A 17250-nucleotide genomic window follows, 5' to 3' on the forward strand; every position below is an offset into this window, starting at 1 on the left:
ATCTCTAGCCGATCCGTGCCCGGATGTTTTGGGCGAATTTATAGAGCTTCGGGCGCGCTTTGATATGCGCCTTGCCGCGGGTGACGATCCGGTGCGCCGCACCGGCAGCGACGCCCAACGGCGAGACCGGCAGCACCACGTCGTAATGCGCGGTCTCCACAGGCGCCCAGGAGCGTTTGTAGGTCTGGTCGCCGAGGCCGAAATCGAACAGCGCGATACCTTTGCCATGCAATCCCGAGATGGTCTGCCAATAGAGGAATTCGCCGGGGCTGGTATCCGGCACCAGCTCTTCATCGATCGCGCCGAACTGGCAGATGATATGGTCGCCCTTGCGCGAAATCCCTGAAATCGCGGCGACCCGGCCCTCATTCTCGCCCTTGAGCCGCAGCACATGCATCTGCAGCCCGAAATATTGCCTGCCGTCATCCCGCTTGTCGATCAGGCCGTGCAGGAAGGCCTGCGTTTCCCGGTCGGCAAAGACGTCGGGCAGGCCGAGGCTGGCGAAACGGGCGCTCTTCAGCCGGAAGAAGATATCGACCAGGTGGTGCTGTTCTTCCGTTGCCTCGGGGACAAGATATTCGAAGCCGCCGGCCGCCTCGAGACGTTTCGATTGAACACGGAATTTCTTGCGCCGGTTCTTGGCGTTGAGCTGCTTCAGCGTCTCCTCGAAGGCGGGAAAGAACGGCAACTGATAGGCATGATTCTGGTTCTGCACCATCGGCAGCCCCGTGAGCGGGGTCTGTCGCCCGCGCCATTCCAGCGGAATGTTTTGTAGGAGCAACAGATCGGCCCGGCCTTTGAGCGCCTGCTGAAGCTGGCCGGCGAGCTTGCCGGCATCGATGGTCCCGCCGGTTTCGGCAAAGCCTTCCGAAAACAGGCCGGTATTGATGTTGCTGTGATCGGCGGCGATGAACTTCGCCACGCCAAGCCCACGCGACCTGACGATTTCGACCGGCAGAATGAAAGCGGTCTCACCGGCATGGGTGCCTTTGAGGATCGCCAGCGGCCGTTGAAAGGCGCCCACCCAGGCGGCGCACCAGTCGTAGCTCTGATGCAGGGACTGGAGATTGTCACGCTCCAGCGCCCGCCAGTCGTCCTCCAGCGGCTGCATTGCGTCGAAGACTTCGATATCGACTTCGGCCATGGCGAGTTTCATGCTCAGCTGACGCAGGCGCGAAATGGCCGTCTGGGCCAGCGCCATGTCTTCCGACGGCTGTTCATGAACATCGAGCTTTTGCGTCTGCACGGGTTTTCTCCGGTCAAGAATGCTGAACGGGAAGGTAGGAATGCAGGACGTATATTTGGTTTACTCGCGCGCGCTGGGCGAGGTTTTCCACCGATCACGGTTATTCGGCCGTTAATGGCCTATTGCTGCCGCGGCCCGGCCATCCATTTGATGATCACCATCGCCGGCAGGACCCAGAGCAGGCCGGTGAGCAGGAAATAGAGCAGGTGGCCCCACCAGGGCGCGTTGCCGAGCGTTGCCACCGCGATCGTATTCGCCACCAGCGCATAGACCAGTACGAGCACGATGATGAGGATCGTGCCGATGAATTTGCGGAGGCGGACGGGCATCAATTCTCTCTCGGCAGGGACGGGGCGGACCGGCGCGACGGCATGCCGCAAAGGTTCGGGGCTTGTTTTGCATGAGCCGGTGGGGCAAATCAACTGCCGGATAGAAGGAGACATCATGGCCGTCGCAAACCCGACCACGGAAAAGGCGATCCTGAGCGAAGTGCAAAAGCAGAACCGCGACCGCCGCGCCTTGCGCTTCTGGCTTGGTTTCGTGCTGTTGGCGCTCTTCTGCCTCGTGCTCGTCGGCGGCGCCACCCGGCTGACCAATTCCGGCCTGTCGATCACCGAGTGGAAGCCGATCCACGGCGTCATCCCGCCGCTGTCGGCCGCCGAATGGGAGGAGGAATTCCGCCTCTACCAGCGCATTCCCGAATTTCAGCAATTGAACAGCGCCATGACTGTCGATGAGTTCAAGGGCATCTTCTGGTGGGAATGGGCGCACCGGCTGATCGCCCGCGGCATCGGCGTGATTTTCGCGCTGCCGCTCCTGTTTTTCTGGCTGACCGGGCGGATCGAAAGGCGCCTGCGCTGGCCGCTCGTCGGCATCCTGGCGCTCGGCGGCCTGCAGGGATTTATCGGCTGGTGGATGGTGTCTTCAGGCCTGTCCGTCCGCACCGACGTCAGCCAGTACCGGCTGGCGACGCATCTCGTCATGGCCTGCCTGATCTTTGCCGGCTGCATGTGGATCATGCGCGGCCTCTCACCGCATTCCAGCGATCCGGCGCCGGCCCGCAGTTCGCGCGGTTTTGCCGCCGCGATCGCCATTTTCGCGCTGTTCCAGATCTATCTCGGCGCACTGGTGGCGGGGCTCGACGCCGGCTTTTCCTACAATACCTGGCCGCTGATGGATGGCGCCGTCATCCCGTCGGATCTCCTGATCCAGCAGCCCTTCTGGATCAATGCCTTCGAGAACCCGAAGACGGTGCAGTTCATCCACCGCATCGGCGCCTATACGCTTTTCGCACTGACCTTGATCAACATGGTGATCGCGCTTCGCGCCGCATCCTGGACCACCCATGCTCGCCGCGCCGTCGTGCTTTTCTCGCTGGTGACGCTGCAGGCGGCGATCGGCATCGCCACGCTGCTGATGCAGGTGCCGCTGCACTGGGGCCTGCTGCATCAGGCCGGCGCCCTGGTGGTTTTCGGTTTCGCCGTCGCCAACTGGCGCGGATTTTACGGCGAATATCCGCACGCGACGGCGATCGCGGAACACGACTGAAGCAGTGGCGTCAGGCGTTTAACGCAGTACCCCATCGAGCAACGGCATGCCGATGATCGCGGCGGCGGCGATCAGGATGTAGCAGGCGATGCGGAAGGTCCGCTCCTCGGCGAGCCCGAACAGTTTCGAGCCGCCGTAGAGCCCGACCGCATAACTCGGCAGGATGACGGCGGTCAGCGCGAAGACGGCAGGCACGAACAATCCGCCGACGTAATAGCTGATGGCGCTGAAGACCGACGAGATCGAGAAATAGAGCACGACATTCGCCCTGACGCGGGTGAAGTCGCTCTTACCGCCAAGCCAGTAGGCGACGACTGGCGGTCCGCCGAGCTGCGCGGCGCCGCTGAAAAGCCCGGCGATCAGGCCGATACTGCTGCTGAGCGCTGCCGACGGCGCGCCGTGATAGCGCCATCCCGATGCGAGAAGCGCAAGCAGGGCGATGGCGATGAGGGTGATGCTCCAGCGTAAGAGCAGCGGGTCGAGCAGCGCCAGCATCGCCGTGCCGGCCGGCACGCCGAATGCGGCGCCGGCCGCCATGACGAAGACCTCGGGCCGGTTGGCGCCGCGCCAGGCAGGCGGAATCATCCCGAGGGCCGCGATGCCGTCGATGACGAGCAGGATCGGCGAGACCAGCTTCGGCCCGACGATCGCGCCGGCGAGCGGAATGAAGATCAACGCGGCGCCGAAGCCCGAAAAGCCACGGGCGAGTCCGGCGACGAAGGCGAACGCCATCAGCGCATAGATGCCATGGTCGGGCAGGGCGGCGGCAAACCAGGCGTGCACGCCGGCGATAAGCGCGTCGAGCGTCATGACGTCACGAGGCGAGCATCAGGTCCATGTTCTGCACGGCGGCACCCGAGGCGCCCTTACCGAGATTGTCGAGCAGCGCCACCAGATTGACCTGGGAACCGCCCGGCGTGCCGAAGACGAAGATCTTCATCGTGTCCTTGCCTTCGAGTTCGACGGCGTTGACGCGGGGGAGCGCCTTGCTTTCGGCGAGCGGAACGACCGTGACGATCTCCTGGCCGGCATAATGAGCGGTGAGGGCGGCATGAATGCTTTCCATGGTCGTGCCCTCGGCGAGATCGCCGAGATGCAGCGGCACCTGCACGATCATGCCCTGCGCGAACTTGCCGACCGACGGCGAGAAGATCGGCGCACGGTCGAGCAGGCCGTGCACGGTCATCTCGGGCACATGTTTGTGGGTGAGGGGAAGGCCGTAGAGAAAATGCGGCGCGGTGATCGCATCCGGGTGATCCGCATTTTCCATCTGGGCGATCATCTGCTTGCCGCCGCCGGTATAGCCGGAGACGGCGTTGACCGTCACCGGATAACCGTCCGGCAGGAGACCGGCGGCCCGCAGCGGCCGGATGAGGCCGATCGCGCCTGTCGGATAGCAGCCGGGATTGGCGACAAAGCGGGCGGCTCTGATCCTGCCCGCCTGCGCGCCGTCCATTTCGGCAAAGCCATAGGCCCAGCCGGGATTGACGCGGAAGGCGGTCGAGGTGTCGATGACACGGACATTGTTGTTGGCCGAAACCATCTGAACCGCTTCCTTGGATGCGTCGTCGGGCAGGCAGAGAATGGCGATATCGGCGCTGTTCAGCATGTCCTCGCGCATGGCGGCGTTGCGCCGCTCGGCTTCGGGAATGGACAGAAGCTCGACATCGCGGCGACCGGCCATGCGCGTCCGGATCTGCAGACCCGTCGTGCCGTGTTCGCCGTCGATGAAGATTTTCGGTGCCATGTTAACCTGCGCTTTCAATGGGTTCAGAAGATTTCCGGATTCATTTTGGGATAATAGGTCAGCCTTGTGACACGGCGATGGCGCGTCGCTCGGCATGAAGCCCCAGCATATACATCGCCACCGTTGCCCCCGCAATGGCGGTGATATCGGCATGGTCGTAAGGCGGCGATACCTCGACGACGTCGGCGCCGCGGATATCGAGCTGATGCAGGCGCTGCAACACCGAGAGGATCTTGGCGCTCGACGGCCCGCCGGCAACCGGCGTGCCGGTGCCCGGGGCAAAGGCCGGATCGAGGCAATCGATATCGAAGGTGAGATAGGCAGGCGCGCCGCGCGTATGCGAGATGATCGCCGAGGCGATGTCGCCGGCGCTCATCTCCTCGACCTGATGGCCGTAGAGAATATTGATGCCGCAATCCTCCGGCGCATGAGTGCGAATGCCGATCTGGATCGAACGATCGGGATCGATGATGCCCGCGCGGGCGGCGCGTGCCACGAAGGAGCCGTGGTCGATGCGCCGGTCTTCGTCGAACCAGGTGTCCTGGTGGGCGTCGAACTGCACCAGTGCCAGCGGACCGTGTTTCGCAGCATGGGCTTTCAGCAGCGGCCAGGTGACGTAGTGATCGCCGCCGAGCGTCACCAGGAAGGCGCCGCTGTCGAGGATCACGTTCGCCTGGCGTTCGATGGCATCGGGCGTATCCTGATGGTTGCCGTAGTCGAGCAGGCAATCGCCATAGTCGATCACCGCCATCTCGGCGAAGAGATCGCGGTTGAAGGGATATTGCGCGTCATTGTCGAAGATCGCCGAGGCGCGCCGGATCGCCTGCGGCCCGAAGCGCGTGCCCGGCCTGTTCGACGTTGCCGCATCGAAGGGAATACCCCAGACCGCGACGTCGACGCCGGCAAGCTCCTTGGTGAAGCGCCGGCGCATGAAGGACAGCGCTCCGGCAAAGGTCGGGTCGCTGGCGGCTGAAGTGAGGCTGGTCGCCGTGAAGGCGTGATCAATCGATCTGTTCGCCAAGTCATGCTCCTTTTTTTCGGTCGCAGAACCATCGTCGCGTTCAATGCGGACGCTGCATTTGCAGGATGCTCGACGTCAAAGCGTCGGTGCCTGGTCCGTGCGAAGGAATTGGCCGATCCGTCGCGCAGACAGGGGTAGGCGAGGTGCGCACGGATTTCAAGCAGTCGTTCGGACGACGGCCGCTCGTCGTTATCGCGCGGCCGTCCTTCTCGTCGCTGTCAGGCCGGTTCTCGCAGGCACCACAATCCAGAAAGGGTCGTCGGCGCGGTCACGCAGACATAACCCACGAGCGGCCAGGCACTGTCGCCGCCGAGCAGAAGCACGAATAAGGATCCGGCAAAGCTGACGATGATGCTCTGGATGCACGAATAGAGCGCGACGGCCGTTCCTGCCATGTCCCCAAAGGCGTCGAGCGCACCATTGGCGGCGACTGCTGTGGCAAAGACGATTCCGATTGCGATGATACACATCGGCCCGACGAAGCTGAGAAGCGAAGGCTGCAGAAACAACTCGCCGAAGGCCAGCAGCGCGGCGCCGAGAAGCAGCATGGCCATGCCTCTGGCAAGGCTGCCGGCGATGCCCCAGCGCATGACGAAGCGCTTGGCGAACCGCGCCGTCACGATCATTACCAGCGCCACAGTGGCAAAGGCGACGCTGAAGCCGATGCCAGAGAAGCCGGCTTTATCGATCAGGATGCGGGGTGCCGTCGAGAAAAAGACGAAGAAGGCGCCCATCGCCGCGCTGAAGCCGGCTGTATAGACCCAGAACGGAGAGCTTGTGAGGATTGGGCGCAGAGCGATCTTCGCAGTGGCCGCTGGGCGGGTCTCATGCCACCGCATGCCGGCGTTGAGAAGGGCGGCAACCGACAGCAGACCGACGACGAGAAAAATGGCGCGCCAGCCGAAGTGATCGGCGATCAGGGCTCCGGCGATCGGGCCCAATGCGGGCACGAAAGACAGGATGGAGCCGAGAAGGCTATAGATCGTGCTGCTTTCGGGACGCCCGGCGTAAACGTCACGCACGGTTGCGAAGGTCGCGACCATAGCCGCCGACGCGCCGATCGCCTGCAGCAACCTCAAGGCCACGAACAGCGGTGCAGAGGAGGAGCAGGCAAGCAAGAATGAGGCAGCGGCGAAGAGCGCCACCCCGCCGAGCAGAACGGGTCGCCGCCCGATAATATCGGAGATGGGACCGAAGACGATCTGTCCGGCACCGAGCGCAAGCATGTAGAGGCTGAGGGTCAGTTGGATGACCGCAGGCGAGGTGCCGAGCGCCTCCGGCATCGTCGGCACGACCGGCAGATAGATATCCATGGCAAGCGAGGCCAGGATGTCGAAAGGCGCCATCAGCAGCAAGGCTGCGGGCACGGAATAGGTCCAGCGCTGGATTTTGGAATAAGACATGGGAAAGAACCCGCTCAAATGATTTCATTCGGCGGCGATCTGTCTTTTCATCAGTATCGAATTTGGCCGGACAGACGCCGCAACAACAGGGCAGAGTTGTTGCGGCCTATCTGTCTGCGGACTTGGTTGTTCCCATCATGCGACCTTAGCTGCTGCTTCGCACGTTCCCGAAGCGCTGTTCCGGATTTCTACCAGCGGAACCGGTATGCGGCAAATGCGTGCTGGCGCAGGCTATGCCGAGAATTTTCATCGAACGCGCAAAACAAAAAGGCCGGGTTTCCCCGGCCTTCGTAAATTCCGTCTGTCCGAAGCGATTAACGCTTGGAGAACTGGAAGGAGCGGCGGGCCTTTGCCTTGCCGTACTTCTTGCGTTCGACGACGCGGCTGTCGCGGGTCAGGAAGCCGCCCTTCTTCAGCACCGAGCGCAGGCCCGGTTCGAAGTAGGTGAGCGCCTTGGACAGGCCGTGGCGAACGGCACCGGCCTGGCCGGAGAGACCGCCGCCGGCAACGGTTGCGATGATGTCGAACTGGCCGTCACGGGCAGCCGCGACGATCGGCTGACGCAGGATCATCTGCAGCACCGGACGAGCGAAATATTCCGCGAATTCCTTGCCGTTGACGATGATCTTGCCGGAGCCCGGCTTGACCCATACGCGGGCAACGGCGTTCTTGCGCTTGCCGGTCGCGTAGGAGCGGCCGAGCGAGTCGACCTTGCGGACGTGGGCCGGAGCAGCAGCTTCGGAAGCCGTGCCGAGATCCTTCAGAGAGGAGAGGTCAGCCATGATCAGGCGCTCCTTACGTTCTTTTTGTTGAGCGCGGCAACGTCGAGGGCGACCGGCTGCTGGGCTTCATGGGGATGGTTGGAGCCGGCGTAAACGCGCAGGTTCTTCATCTGGCGACGGCCGAGCGGGCCACGCGGAACCATGCGTTCGACGGCCTTTTCGAGGACGCGCTCCGGGAAGCGGCCTTCGATGATCTGGCGTGCGGTGCGTTCCTTGATGCCGCCGGCAAAGCCGGTGTGCCAGTAGTAGACCTTGTCGGAATACTTCTTGCCGGTGAAAACGACCTTGTCGGCATTGATAACGATGACGTTGTCGCCGTCGTCAACGTGAGGCGTGAAGGTTGCTTTGTGCTTGCCGCGCAGGCGCATAGCGATGATGGAAGCGAGACGGCCAACGACCAGCCCTTCGGCGTCGATGATCACCCACTTCTTCTCCACCTCTGCAGGCTTCTGGGAGAAGGTTGCCATAGTGAATACTCTCTTTTGAGACCCTTGGCCCGAGGGCTTGAAGGGCGTTTCTTGTTGCTTGGATTGACAGGCTTGCGGCATGCCAAAAAGAAAGCAGCCCGGACAGGCTGCGTTCTGGCGCGGTGTATAAAGGGAACGTGACATGGGGTCAATATCGACTTCCCCGAGGCTTGGAAAAAATTACAAGCAAAAACAATAAGTTAAGTATGCGGTATCGTGTTACCTCATATTTATCGGCTGAAGATCTGCCGTAATTGACCGTTTTCGCATCGTCCTGCCGGGTTTGAAAGAACCTGCCATTGTCGAAAGCAGCCGCTAATCCTCGAAGGCGCGCAGGCATTTCATCATTTCGCGAAGGCCGCGCGTCAGATGTTTGTCGCGGCGCAGAACCATGCCGAGGCGGCGCGTGAGCTTCGGCTGCAGCGATGATGTCGTCACGAGGCCGGCGCGGTCGCGCTTCACCGCCAGCCCCGGCAGGATCGACCAGCCGAGCCCGACGGCCACCAGTTCCTTGATTGCCTCGATGCTGCCGAACTCCATCGCTGGCCGGATTCTGGTGTCCGGGGCGGCCAACCACGCGTCGATCGCCCGCCTCGTATTGCCGCCCTCATACAGCAGCAGTGTCCTGTCGCGCATGAAGGCGGCGTCCGGTCCGCCTTCGGGCATGCGGCTGCCGGCGGGCGCGACCGCCAGCAATTCCTCTTCGTAGAACGCTTCGATCTCGAGGTTCCGTCCCGAGGCCGGCAGCGCGATGACGGCGATGTCGAGGCTGTTGGCCTCCAGATCGCGCAAGATGTCGTCGGCATTGCCGATATGGACGGTGATTTCGAGGCCGGGCATGGATTTGCGGGCGGCGGCGATGGCCCGGGGAAGCAGATGAATCGACGCCGTGCCGCCGCTGCCGATGCGCACGCGGCCGCTGGCGCCATCCCTGTAGGGCATCATCGCTTCCTCAGCGGCGGCCGCGTCCTGGAGCAGGCGTCTTGCATGCGCGAGCAGGTCGAGGCCTGCCGCGGTCGGCTGCGCCCGCCGTCCGACGCGCTCGATCAGCCGAACGCCGAGCCGCTGTTCGAGCCCCTTGACCTGCAAGCTGACGGCCGGTTGCGTCAGCCCTTCCTTGTCGGCTGCCGCCGTAAAGCTTCCAAGATCGGCGACGTTGACGAAGGTTGCAAGCTGATCGAGGTTGAGCGCCATACCAAAGGAATCCTTATGCATCTCATAATATCCATAAGCTTCCTTCGTAGCATTCTCCAGCGCATCTTTCATCCGTCGAAGAAAGGAAGACGAGATGGCCCTGGAATGGAGCGAAATACTCGAAACGCCGCGCGATATCGTTCGGTCAGAAAGTCACGGGATGGCGAACTGGGGCCGGCGGCTGCTGGCGGCTATCGAACATCGCCTGGAAAAGCGCCGCAGCCGCCGCACACTGTGCGACCTCACCGAGGACGAGCTTCACGATATCGGCCTGACCCGTGCGCAGGCAAAGGCTGAAATATCGAAATCCTGGTTCTGGTCCTGACCGCGAAGGCTTGCGTGAAAAGCGTCAATCCCGCTCGAAATTGCCGGCGCCTTGTGGCAATACCTCAGTCTGGAAATCGAGCGCAGGGAGCAGCATCATGGCCGAAATCGTATCCTTCCCGGACGCAGGCAGGGCAGATGGATTGCTGCTCCGCTCGTTGCGCGACGGCGTGCTGCGCCTCGTGCTCAACAACCCGCCGGCCAATGCGCTTACGGTCGCACTTCTCCAAGCGCTGATCGCCGAACTCGAAAACGCCGGATCGGATGCGAGCGTGCGCGTCGTCGTCATCGCCTCGACCGGCAATGTCTTCTCAGCCGGCCATGATCTCAAGGAACTCACCGCCCATCGTGCCGATGAGGATCAGGGAGCCGGTTTCTTCGAGAGGGCCTTCCGGCTCTGCGCCGATCTGATACTGAAGATCACGCATCTGCCGAAGCCCGTCATCGCCGAGGTCGACGGGCTGGCGACGGCGGCCGGCTGCCAGCTCGTCGCCTCCTGCGATCTGGCGATCTGCACGGATACGTCGACATTCTGCACGCCGGGCGTCAATATCGGCCTGTTCTGTTCGACGCCGATGGTGGCGGTTTCCCGTGCCGCCCATCGCAAACAGGCGATGGAGATGCTGTTGACCGGCGAGACGATCGACGCCTCCACCGCCAAGGATTTCGGCCTCATCAACCGTATCGTGCCGAAGCAATATCTGGCGCAGGTCGTTGCCAAATATGCGGGCGTGATCGCGAGCAAATCGCCGCTGACCCTGAAGATCGGCAAGGAAGCCTTTTACCGGCAGCTCGAACTGCCGGTCGAGGCCGCTTATGATTATGCCGCCGGGGTGATGGTCGACAATATGCTGACGCAGGATGCCAAGGAAGGGATCGGCGCCTTCCTCGGCAAGCGCCTGCCGGAATGGAAGGGCTAGAGCCTTTCCTGGTCAGCTTGAAGCATTCTGCCGGAGCAGGTTTTCGTCAGGATCAGAGGCGATTGGCGGTGGGCATACCCCTTGGTACGTCCGAGCCGATCGCCTCTGATCCTGGCGGAAACATGCCCGGCCCTTCGGACGCGCGCCGGCCGGTCGACCATCCGACTCCGTTTGAGCCAACAGAATGCTTTAATCTGACCAGGAAAGCCTCTAGTAATCACGCCAGTTTCAGAACCAGCCCGCCAATGGCGATGACGACGCCGGCGACGTAGCGCCAGACACTGGCCTTTTCCTTGAAGACGGTAATCGAGATCACCAGCGCAAAGAGGATCGCGGTTTCGCGTAGGGCCGCAACGGTTGCGACCGGGGCTTTCGTCATCGCCCACAGCGCCAGCCCGTAGGAGGCGATCGAGCCGGCGCCGCCGATCAGGCCGCGCCACCAGTTGCGGCGGATATGATGGGCCACGGCCAGGGTGCCGCGTTGCGAAACCGCCCAGGAAAACAGCAGCACCGGTGGCAGCAGCGACATCCATAATGTGTAGGACACCGCATTGCCGGAAATGCGTGCGCCGATGCCGTCGACATAGGTGTAGCTGGCGATGACGCAGGCATTGACAAGCGAGAGCATGACGGCGCGGCTGCTGCCGTGCCGCGCCTCCAGAGCTAGGGTGAGCACGCCCGCGCAGATCGTCATCGTGCCGGCAAGGGCGCCGCCGGAAAGATTTTCCTTCAGAATGAAGCCGCTTGTCGCGGCGATCAGCAGCGGGGCGCAGCCGCGCATCAGTGGGTAGACGAGGCCGATATCGCCGGCCCGATAGGCAGCGGCGACCAGTTGGAAATAGGCGAACTGCAGGATGGCAGAGACGCCGATAAACGGCCAGGACGCGCTGTCCGGCAACGGCAGAAATGCCAGGAACGGCAGCGCCGAAACCGCGCCACCGGCCGAGATCAGCGCCGCATCGAGGGATTTATCGCTGCCGGCCTTGACGATGGCGTTCCATGTCGCATGCAGCAAAGCGCCGAAGAGAACGAGCAGGATGACGTCGAGAGGCAAGGGATAAATCCGCAAACAGATGGGGAAGAGAAGACGCTTCGCCCTCGGGCGGGGCAACCTCTTGAAAAGACAACTGGCATTTGCACGAAAATGAACGCGAGGCGGTTCCGGATGCGTTCATATGTCCAATAACATCCTTTCCGTAGGGGAACAATGTTGGATTGTCGCGGCAATTTTTACGTGCGCGCGATATGCGTTCAATCCAGGTGACGCTTTCAACTATGAGATGTTTCTAATTTACGTAGGAACGCATAAGGGTTTTATCATGAACAAAAAGGGAAAGTGCCTGTCGGAATTCCGAAGAGGATTATTCTATGATGCTGAAATATAGATATTATTCTATAGCTTTGATATAGGGGAAAATCAAAGCCGTAAGTTGTGTTATCTTTAATAAATCGCAGCGCGCGATTGAGTTCGAACTTCTCGCAACCGCGGAAGGCGTTTCGGTTCGGCGTCGGTCATGATGGAGAAAAACATCAGAGCTGATAATGCGGAACGAACAGCATCCCGTCAAGGTTGTCTATGTTCTGACAGTTCAGAACGGGGCAGCGGGGATCGTCTTTCGAGGGGATGTGGGTCCACTCCGCATAGTCGGTCGCGTCGCAATAATTGCTGTTGCGGACGTAGCGATCGTAGAGCGGCAGACCGCGGGGGGACTGATAGCGAAAGATGACGGCGCCCTGATTATGGATGGCGGCGCGCACGCTGGCGCAGCTCATGGTGAGCGGATTGTACCGCGAGATTGCCAGGGCTGGCGATGCTGCGAGCACGAGCATGAGGGCAAGAGCGATTTTTTTCATCGAATCATCCTCAGGAAATATCCAATTCATATATACGGGAAAGCCGCGCAGCTGGTTTCATGCAAAAGCAAAAAATCATGCGCGCCGTGGCCAAAGGCCTTCGCAAGCGGAGAAGCGGACATGAATCATGACAGCTACACGGATAACTATCTCGCCGGAATCCTGCATTCGGTAAAGACCATCGCGCTGACCGGCGCTTCGCCCAATCCGGCGCGGCCGAGCAACGGCGTCATGGGTTATCTGCTGTCGCGCGGCTATGAGGTCATTCCCGTCAACCCGGGGCAGGCGGGCAAACAGATCCAGGGCCGCACCGTCTATGCCCGGCTTGCCGACATTCCCGTGCCGATCGACATGGTCGACGTCTTTCGCGCTTCCGAATATTTGGACGGCGTTGTCGAGGAGGTCTTAGCGCTGAGGCGGTTGCCGCAGATCATCTGGTCGCAGCTCGGCGTCCGCGACGATGCAGCCGCGGCAAAGGCTGAGGCCGCCGGCATCAAGGTGGTGATGAACCGCTGCCCGGCGATCGAATATCCCCGTCTCATTGCCTGAGTTGCGGTCTGGAGAGACGGATTTTCCACCGAACGCCCTTGGGTTGAAACGGATCGCGATTAACTTTCGTCTTCAAGCGGCTATGATCCCGTCCGTCAGCAATAATTGGAGGACGACATGGCCAAGAATGATCCGGGATTCAACACGTTGGCGATACATGCAGGCGCCCAGCCCGACCCGGCGACCGGCGCACGGGTAACGCCCATCTATCAGACGACCGCCTTCGTCTTCAACGATTCCGATCATGCCGCCGCCCTCTTCGGCCTGCAGGCTTTCGGCAATATCTACACCCGCATCATGAACCCGACGCAGGCCGTGCTCGAGGAGCGCGTCGCAGCACTCGAAGGCGGCACGGCAGCCCTTGCCGTCGCCTCCGGCCATGCGGCGCAGATGATCGTCTTCCATACCATCATGCGCCCTGGCGAAAATTTCATCGCTGCCCGCAAGCTCTACGGCGGCTCGATCAACCAGTTCGGCCATGCCTTCGAGAATTTCGGCTGGCAGGTGCGTTGGGCCGATTCCGCTGATCCGGCAAGCTTCGAAAGCCAGATCGACGAGAAGACGCGCGGCATCTTCATCGAGAGCCTCGCCAATCCAGGCGGCACCTTCGTCGATATCGCCGCCATTGCCGATGTCGCCCATCGCAACGGCCTGCCGCTGATCGTCGACAATACGATGGCAACCCCCTATCTCATCCGCCCGATCGAGCACGGCGCCGATATCGTCGTGCATTCGCTGACGAAGTTTCTCGGCGGCCACGGCAATTCCATGGGCGGCCTCATCGTCGATGGCGGCACCTTCGACTGGTCGAAATCCGGCAATTACCCGATGCTATCGAGCCCGCGGCCGGAATATAACGGCATGGTGCTGCACGCGACCTTCGGCAATTTCGCCTTTGCGATCGCGGCCCGCGTGCTCGGCCTGCGCGATCTCGGCCCGGCGATCTCGCCGTTCAACGCCTTCCTGATCCTGACCGGCATTGAAACGCTGCCGCTGCGCATGCAGCGCCACAGCGACAATGCGATCGCGGTGGCGAAATGGCTGAAGGCACACAGCAAGATCGCCTGGGTGAACTACGCCGGCCTTGACGACGACCCGAACCACGCCCTGCAGCAGCGCTACTCGCCGAAAGGCGCAGGCTCCGTCTTCACCTTCGGCGTCGAGGGCGGCTATGAGGCGGGCAAGACGCTGGTCGAGGGGCTGCAGCTCTTCTCCCATCTTGCCAATATCGGCGACACCCGCTCGCTCGTCATCCATCCGGCCTCGACGACGCACCGGCAGTTGAGCGACGAGCAGAAAACCTCAGCCGGCGCCGGGCCGGATGTCGTCCGTCTTTCCGTCGGCATCGAGGACGTCAAGGACATCATCGCCGATCTCGAACAGGCGCTCTCGAAGATCTGATTGAGAAAGCGCCCGTCCGAAGCTAGGTGGCATGGACGGAGGCTCCGCCCATGCCTCAAACGACGTCGCGATCCAGAACCGCCGGTGTGGTTAAGCCACCGGTTGGCAACGACCTGCCTATTTTGGATGAATCCTGCGATGTCGCTGTCGGTGATACCATGCGGTGAGGCATGGCGAGTGCCGATTGCGGAGGGCAGGAGATATGAGAAATATGGCTTTTGTGCTCGTCGCGGCCATTGCCGCGGCGATGGGAACGGCGACCGCCGACGGGGCTGAAGGTCGAAAGGTTTCGCTTGGATGGCAGACCTCATGCGGTGTCGATCCGGGCGGGATAAACCGTTCGGGCGGCGCCTATGTTTTTCACCGAAGCTCCAACCACTGCAGCGGCGGAATTTTCAAGCAACGATCCGAAATCAATTCGGGCAACATTTCGGTCGGCAGCAAGGTTTCATATGTCTTCGACACCACCGTTTCGATGAAGACAGCCCAGAGTGACGACTTCATTCTGTTCCAGATTCACGACGGGCGGATCGGATGTTCTCCGCCGATGAGCCTACGCTGGACGGGTGGCGATGCCCTGCGGTTCGACAGCGATTATACACGCGGAAAAGGAATGGCGGGCTGCGTGCCGAACCGCGGCCTGCGGGGTGCGGCCTACCATGGTCCTCGATTGAGGCGAGACGGAACGCCTTACCATCTTCGCGTCACGCTCGCATTCGATGGACAAGGCGGCTTCGACGTGTCGGTGGCGATCAATGGAAGCGGCGTCTTGTCCGGAAGGTACGAACCATCGAGCGATCCGAAGTTCGTCACGTCAAAACGGTTCTATATGAAGCATGGCGTCTATTCGCAAAAGCCATTCGACTACGAGATGAAGTCGGTCGGCATGCAGGTTCTGCGGATTTAACTAAGGTGTCCGCTGCCCGACTTCGCTTTGCTCGATCTCGATGATCACGGCATCCTGGGCCGGATCGATGTCATCCCAGATGGGCTTCGGTTCCGCACCGTCGGCGCGGAACTGGGCGTAATTCTGGTGGCCGCCGGAATTCCCCGGCTGATAGCGCGCCCATGCCGTATAGGAGAGCGGTTCGCCGTTGACCCAATGCCACCCGCCGGCTGGTTCCTCGGCGCCAGCGTCCTGCATTAGCCCGATCATCGGCCCGCTGCTTTGCGGCGCTCCGCCGACATCCTGCACCACCCAGTAACCGGGCTTCTCAAGGGTCAGCTTATAGACGAATTCATTCTCTTCGCGGGAGGTAATGGTGGCAAGGTGGCCTTTCAAACCAGCGGCGAGGTCCAGCAGCGCCGCCATGCTGGCTCCCCATGTCCGGATGACCAGATATCTCGAATGGCCAAGACGCCCTTCCGTCACCAGATCGAAATTCGACAGGATGTCCTTCTCCGATTTGCCCTGAACGCTCTCGTCCCTTTTATAGGCCCGTTGCGCCCATTCCGGTGTCCGCTGCTGCGCCAGGAGAAAGACCGAGGCACCGAAAGCCGCCACCGTCAGGGTTGCCAGCCCGGCCAGAAATGCCGGCTTTCGAACAAGGGCGGCGGACTTTCTTTTCGACCGCGCGATGAGGCCCTCATCGGTGTCCGATATTGCGTAAACGCTGATCGGTTTCGCGAGGTTCTTGACATAATGTTCCCCGATCTTTTTGAGATCGGTCGGCAATTTTCGGTCAACCTGTTCGAAGACGCTCTCGGAAAGGCATATGCCGCCAGGTTGCGCGATCGACTCCAATCTGGCCGCAATGTTCACGCCGCCTCCGAGCACATCGCCGTTCGGCTGCACGGTGACATCGCCGATATTGATTCCGATCCGATATTTCAGGCGCTGCGGCGAAGGCACGCTTTCATTGTAGGTCTTATGCGCCGCTTGAATGTCGATGGCGGCAAGAACCGCCTCGACGGCGCTGTCGAAGACGGCAATGACGCTGTCGCCGGCAGTATTTGCGATTGTCCCCTCATGACGCCGGATAATGGCGTCCATAATCTCGCGAAGTTTTTCCAGATGAGACAGAGTGGCAAATTCATCGTTTTCGACGTGCTGGCTGTACTGCGCAATGTCTGCGGCTAGAATGGTGGTAAGCCTTCTGCCCATATCGACCCCCAGGGTACACGACCATGGAAATATACAGGCTGATCACAGATCGATAAAGAATGCTGGCCTCGCCAATACGGATTAGGGCATCTGCAATGCGTTGCTGCAGCGCCCCTTCTGCCATTTGCTGCGAAGGACACGGATACCGAAGAGGTTCACGACGACCATGACCCATTTCATCACCTTCAGCATCGACGGCATCGAACCGGAGTTCGGTGCCCCGGAGCCCAGCCGCATCGTCTCAGGCGATCCGCAATTCCGCACCTGGAACCTGGAGGAGGCCGAAGGTGGCCTCTATTCCGGGGTTTGGGAGGCAACGCCGGGCAAGTGGCGGATCGTCTATGAGGAATGGGAATATTTCAGCCTTCTGTCCGGCCATTCGATCGTCACCGAGGACGGCGGCGAGCCGGTTCATCTGAAGACGGGCGACCGGATGATCCTGAGACCCGGCTTCAAGGGAACCTGGGAAGTCGTTGAAACGACTCGCAAGGACTATGTGATCAGGGTTTAAGCTGCGCCGGCAAATCGCCGCCGATGATGGTCGGCCTGTCCCGAATTGCGGCGGGGACGGTCGGTCTTTGTGCGAATGACCGCGCCTCTTTCCCAGATAGAACGCTTTTAACCAATCCCATTAATCGGGCCTACATCGTCAAAATGCTATATCTCGTCCGCAGCGCATAGCGGACATGA

General features: G+C 61.3%; 19 protein-coding genes. 7 read left to right on the forward strand and 12 right to left on the reverse strand.

The features are described from left to right. Window positions 1-4: 4 nt before the first annotated feature. On the reverse strand, window positions 5-1246 hold the full coding sequence (locus AF337_RS23415; protein WP_049734024.1) for a GNAT family N-acetyltransferase: 1242 nt from the start codon (window positions 1244-1246) through the stop codon (window positions 5-7). 119 nt (window positions 1247-1365) lie between these two features. Beyond that, entirely contained in the window at window positions 1366-1575 is a 210-nt protein-coding gene (locus AF337_RS23420; RefSeq protein ID WP_003573983.1) for a DUF2842 domain-containing protein, read from the reverse strand. A gap of 115 nt (window positions 1576-1690) precedes the next feature. Between AF337_RS23420 and AF337_RS23425 the strand changes: the two genes are divergently transcribed. After that, window positions 1691-2794 carry a COX15/CtaA family protein gene (locus AF337_RS23425; RefSeq protein ID WP_049734025.1) on the forward strand — a complete coding sequence of 368 codons (1104 nt, stop codon included), beginning with the start codon at window positions 1691-1693 and terminating at the stop codon, window positions 2792-2794. An 18-nt stretch (window positions 2795-2812) separates the two neighbouring features. Here the strand turns inward: AF337_RS23425 and AF337_RS23430 are convergent, their stop codons facing one another. The 7 genes from AF337_RS23430 to AF337_RS23460 form a co-directional block, all read right to left on the reverse strand. Then, window positions 2813-3604, reverse strand: coding sequence for a sulfite exporter TauE/SafE family protein (locus tag AF337_RS23430; protein ID WP_049734026.1), 792 nt, complete (start codon window positions 3602-3604; stop codon window positions 2813-2815). 4 nt (window positions 3605-3608) lie between these two features. Next, a complete protein-coding gene (gene argC, locus AF337_RS23435; protein ID WP_049734027.1) occupies window positions 3609-4541 on the reverse strand; it encodes an N-acetyl-gamma-glutamyl-phosphate reductase in 933 nt (310 codons plus the stop codon). Window positions 4542-4599: 58 nt separating this feature from the next. Continuing rightward, window positions 4600-5562 (reverse strand): agmatinase, encoded by a 963-nt coding sequence (gene speB, locus AF337_RS23440; RefSeq protein WP_049734028.1) that lies wholly within the window; start codon window positions 5560-5562, stop codon window positions 4600-4602. A 218-nt stretch (window positions 5563-5780) separates the two neighbouring features. Further along, window positions 5781-6965: a CmlA/FloR family chloramphenicol efflux MFS transporter gene (gene cml, locus AF337_RS23445; RefSeq protein ID WP_049734029.1), complete on the reverse strand. Its 1185-nt coding sequence runs from the start codon at window positions 6963-6965 to the stop codon at window positions 5781-5783. Window positions 6966-7279: 314 nt separating this feature from the next. Next, entirely contained in the window at window positions 7280-7747 is a 468-nt protein-coding gene (gene rpsI / locus AF337_RS23450; RefSeq protein ID WP_049734030.1) for a 30S ribosomal protein S9, read from the reverse strand. Window positions 7748-7749: 2 nt separating this feature from the next. Continuing rightward, complete coding sequence (gene rplM, locus AF337_RS23455) at window positions 7750-8214, reverse strand: 50S ribosomal protein L13 (protein ID WP_010069368.1); 465 nt, start codon at window positions 8212-8214, stop codon at window positions 7750-7752. 315 nt (window positions 8215-8529) lie between these two features. Then, entirely contained in the window at window positions 8530-9429 is a 900-nt protein-coding gene (locus AF337_RS23460; protein ID WP_184342860.1) for a LysR family transcriptional regulator, read from the reverse strand. Between the two features lie 73 nt (window positions 9430-9502). On the opposite strand from AF337_RS23460, the gene AF337_RS23465 reads away from it, so the two are divergent. Together AF337_RS23465 and AF337_RS23470 are read left to right on the forward strand one after the other, a co-directional pair. Beyond that, the gene (locus AF337_RS23465; protein ID WP_049734031.1) at window positions 9503-9733 is read left to right on the forward strand and encodes a DUF1127 domain-containing protein; all 231 of its coding nucleotides are present in this window, start codon (window positions 9503-9505) and stop codon (window positions 9731-9733) included. A 97-nt stretch (window positions 9734-9830) separates the two neighbouring features. Beyond that, window positions 9831-10652 carry an enoyl-CoA hydratase gene (locus AF337_RS23470; protein WP_049734032.1) on the forward strand — a complete coding sequence of 274 codons (822 nt, stop codon included), beginning with the start codon at window positions 9831-9833 and terminating at the stop codon, window positions 10650-10652. A gap of 217 nt (window positions 10653-10869) precedes the next feature. Here the strand turns inward: AF337_RS23470 and AF337_RS23475 are convergent, their stop codons facing one another. Then, window positions 10870-11706, reverse strand: a complete 837-nt coding sequence (locus AF337_RS23475) for an EamA family transporter (RefSeq protein WP_049734147.1) — start codon at window positions 11704-11706, stop codon at window positions 10870-10872. A gap of 476 nt (window positions 11707-12182) precedes the next feature. Beyond that, window positions 12183-12506, reverse strand: a complete 324-nt coding sequence (locus AF337_RS23480) for a hypothetical protein (RefSeq protein ID WP_049734148.1) — start codon at window positions 12504-12506, stop codon at window positions 12183-12185. Between the two features lie 120 nt (window positions 12507-12626). Between AF337_RS23480 and AF337_RS23485 the strand changes: the two genes are divergently transcribed. From AF337_RS23485 to AF337_RS23495, 3 genes are all read left to right on the forward strand, one after another. After that, entirely contained in the window at window positions 12627-13055 is a 429-nt protein-coding gene (locus AF337_RS23485) for a CoA-binding protein (RefSeq protein ID WP_049734033.1), read from the forward strand. 117 nt (window positions 13056-13172) lie between these two features. After that, entirely contained in the window at window positions 13173-14456 is a 1284-nt protein-coding gene (locus AF337_RS23490) for an O-acetylhomoserine aminocarboxypropyltransferase (RefSeq protein ID WP_049734034.1), read from the forward strand. A gap of 211 nt (window positions 14457-14667) precedes the next feature. Continuing rightward, complete coding sequence (locus tag AF337_RS23495) at window positions 14668-15363, forward strand: hypothetical protein (protein WP_049734035.1); 696 nt, start codon at window positions 14668-14670, stop codon at window positions 15361-15363. Here the strand turns inward: AF337_RS23495 and AF337_RS23500 are convergent, their stop codons facing one another. Then, window positions 15364-16560, reverse strand: coding sequence for an adenylate/guanylate cyclase domain-containing protein (locus AF337_RS23500; RefSeq protein WP_082336855.1), 1197 nt, complete (start codon window positions 16558-16560; stop codon window positions 15364-15366). A 166-nt stretch (window positions 16561-16726) separates the two neighbouring features. Between AF337_RS23500 and AF337_RS23505 the strand changes: the two genes are divergently transcribed. Continuing rightward, window positions 16727-17071 carry a cupin domain-containing protein gene (locus AF337_RS23505; RefSeq protein WP_049734037.1) on the forward strand — a complete coding sequence of 115 codons (345 nt, stop codon included), beginning with the start codon at window positions 16727-16729 and terminating at the stop codon, window positions 17069-17071. Window positions 17072-17250: the final 179 nt, after the last annotated feature.

It is taken from the genome of Rhizobium ecuadorense (assembly GCF_001187535.1).
Classification (GTDB): domain Bacteria; phylum Pseudomonadota; class Alphaproteobacteria; order Rhizobiales; family Rhizobiaceae; genus Rhizobium; species Rhizobium ecuadorense.

Coding starts and splice junctions, on each gene's coding strand:
- rplM (WP_010069368.1), bottom strand. CDS start 8,214: ATGGCAACCTTCTCCCAGAAGCCTGCAGAGGTGGAGAAGAAGTGGGTG.
- AF337_RS23460 (WP_184342860.1), bottom strand. CDS start 9,429: ATGCATAAGGATTCCTTTGGTATGGCGCTCAACCTCGATCAGCTTGCA.
- AF337_RS23485 (WP_049734033.1), top strand. CDS start 12,627: ATGAATCATGACAGCTACACGGATAACTATCTCGCCGGAATCCTGCAT.
- AF337_RS23470 (WP_049734032.1), top strand. CDS start 9,831: ATGGCCGAAATCGTATCCTTCCCGGACGCAGGCAGGGCAGATGGATTG.
- AF337_RS23505 (WP_049734037.1), top strand. CDS start 16,727: ATGACCCATTTCATCACCTTCAGCATCGACGGCATCGAACCGGAGTTC.
- AF337_RS23425 (WP_049734025.1), top strand. CDS start 1,691: ATGGCCGTCGCAAACCCGACCACGGAAAAGGCGATCCTGAGCGAAGTG.
- AF337_RS23490 (WP_049734034.1), top strand. CDS start 13,173: ATGGCCAAGAATGATCCGGGATTCAACACGTTGGCGATACATGCAGGC.
- cml (WP_049734029.1), bottom strand. CDS start 6,965: ATGTCTTATTCCAAAATCCAGCGCTGGACCTATTCCGTGCCCGCAGCC.
- AF337_RS23430 (WP_049734026.1), bottom strand. CDS start 3,604: ATGACGCTCGACGCGCTTATCGCCGGCGTGCACGCCTGGTTTGCCGCC.
- rpsI (WP_049734030.1), bottom strand. CDS start 7,747: ATGGCTGACCTCTCCTCTCTGAAGGATCTCGGCACGGCTTCCGAAGCT.
- AF337_RS23480 (WP_049734148.1), bottom strand. CDS start 12,506: ATGAAAAAAATCGCTCTTGCCCTCATGCTCGTGCTCGCAGCATCGCCA.
- AF337_RS23465 (WP_049734031.1), top strand. CDS start 9,503: ATGGCCCTGGAATGGAGCGAAATACTCGAAACGCCGCGCGATATCGTT.
- argC (WP_049734027.1), bottom strand. CDS start 4,541: ATGGCACCGAAAATCTTCATCGACGGCGAACACGGCACGACGGGTCTG.
- AF337_RS23495 (WP_049734035.1), top strand. CDS start 14,668: ATGGCTTTTGTGCTCGTCGCGGCCATTGCCGCGGCGATGGGAACGGCG.
- AF337_RS23500 (WP_082336855.1), bottom strand. CDS start 16,560: ATGGGCAGAAGGCTTACCACCATTCTAGCCGCAGACATTGCGCAGTAC.
- AF337_RS23420 (WP_003573983.1), bottom strand. CDS start 1,575: ATGCCCGTCCGCCTCCGCAAATTCATCGGCACGATCCTCATCATCGTG.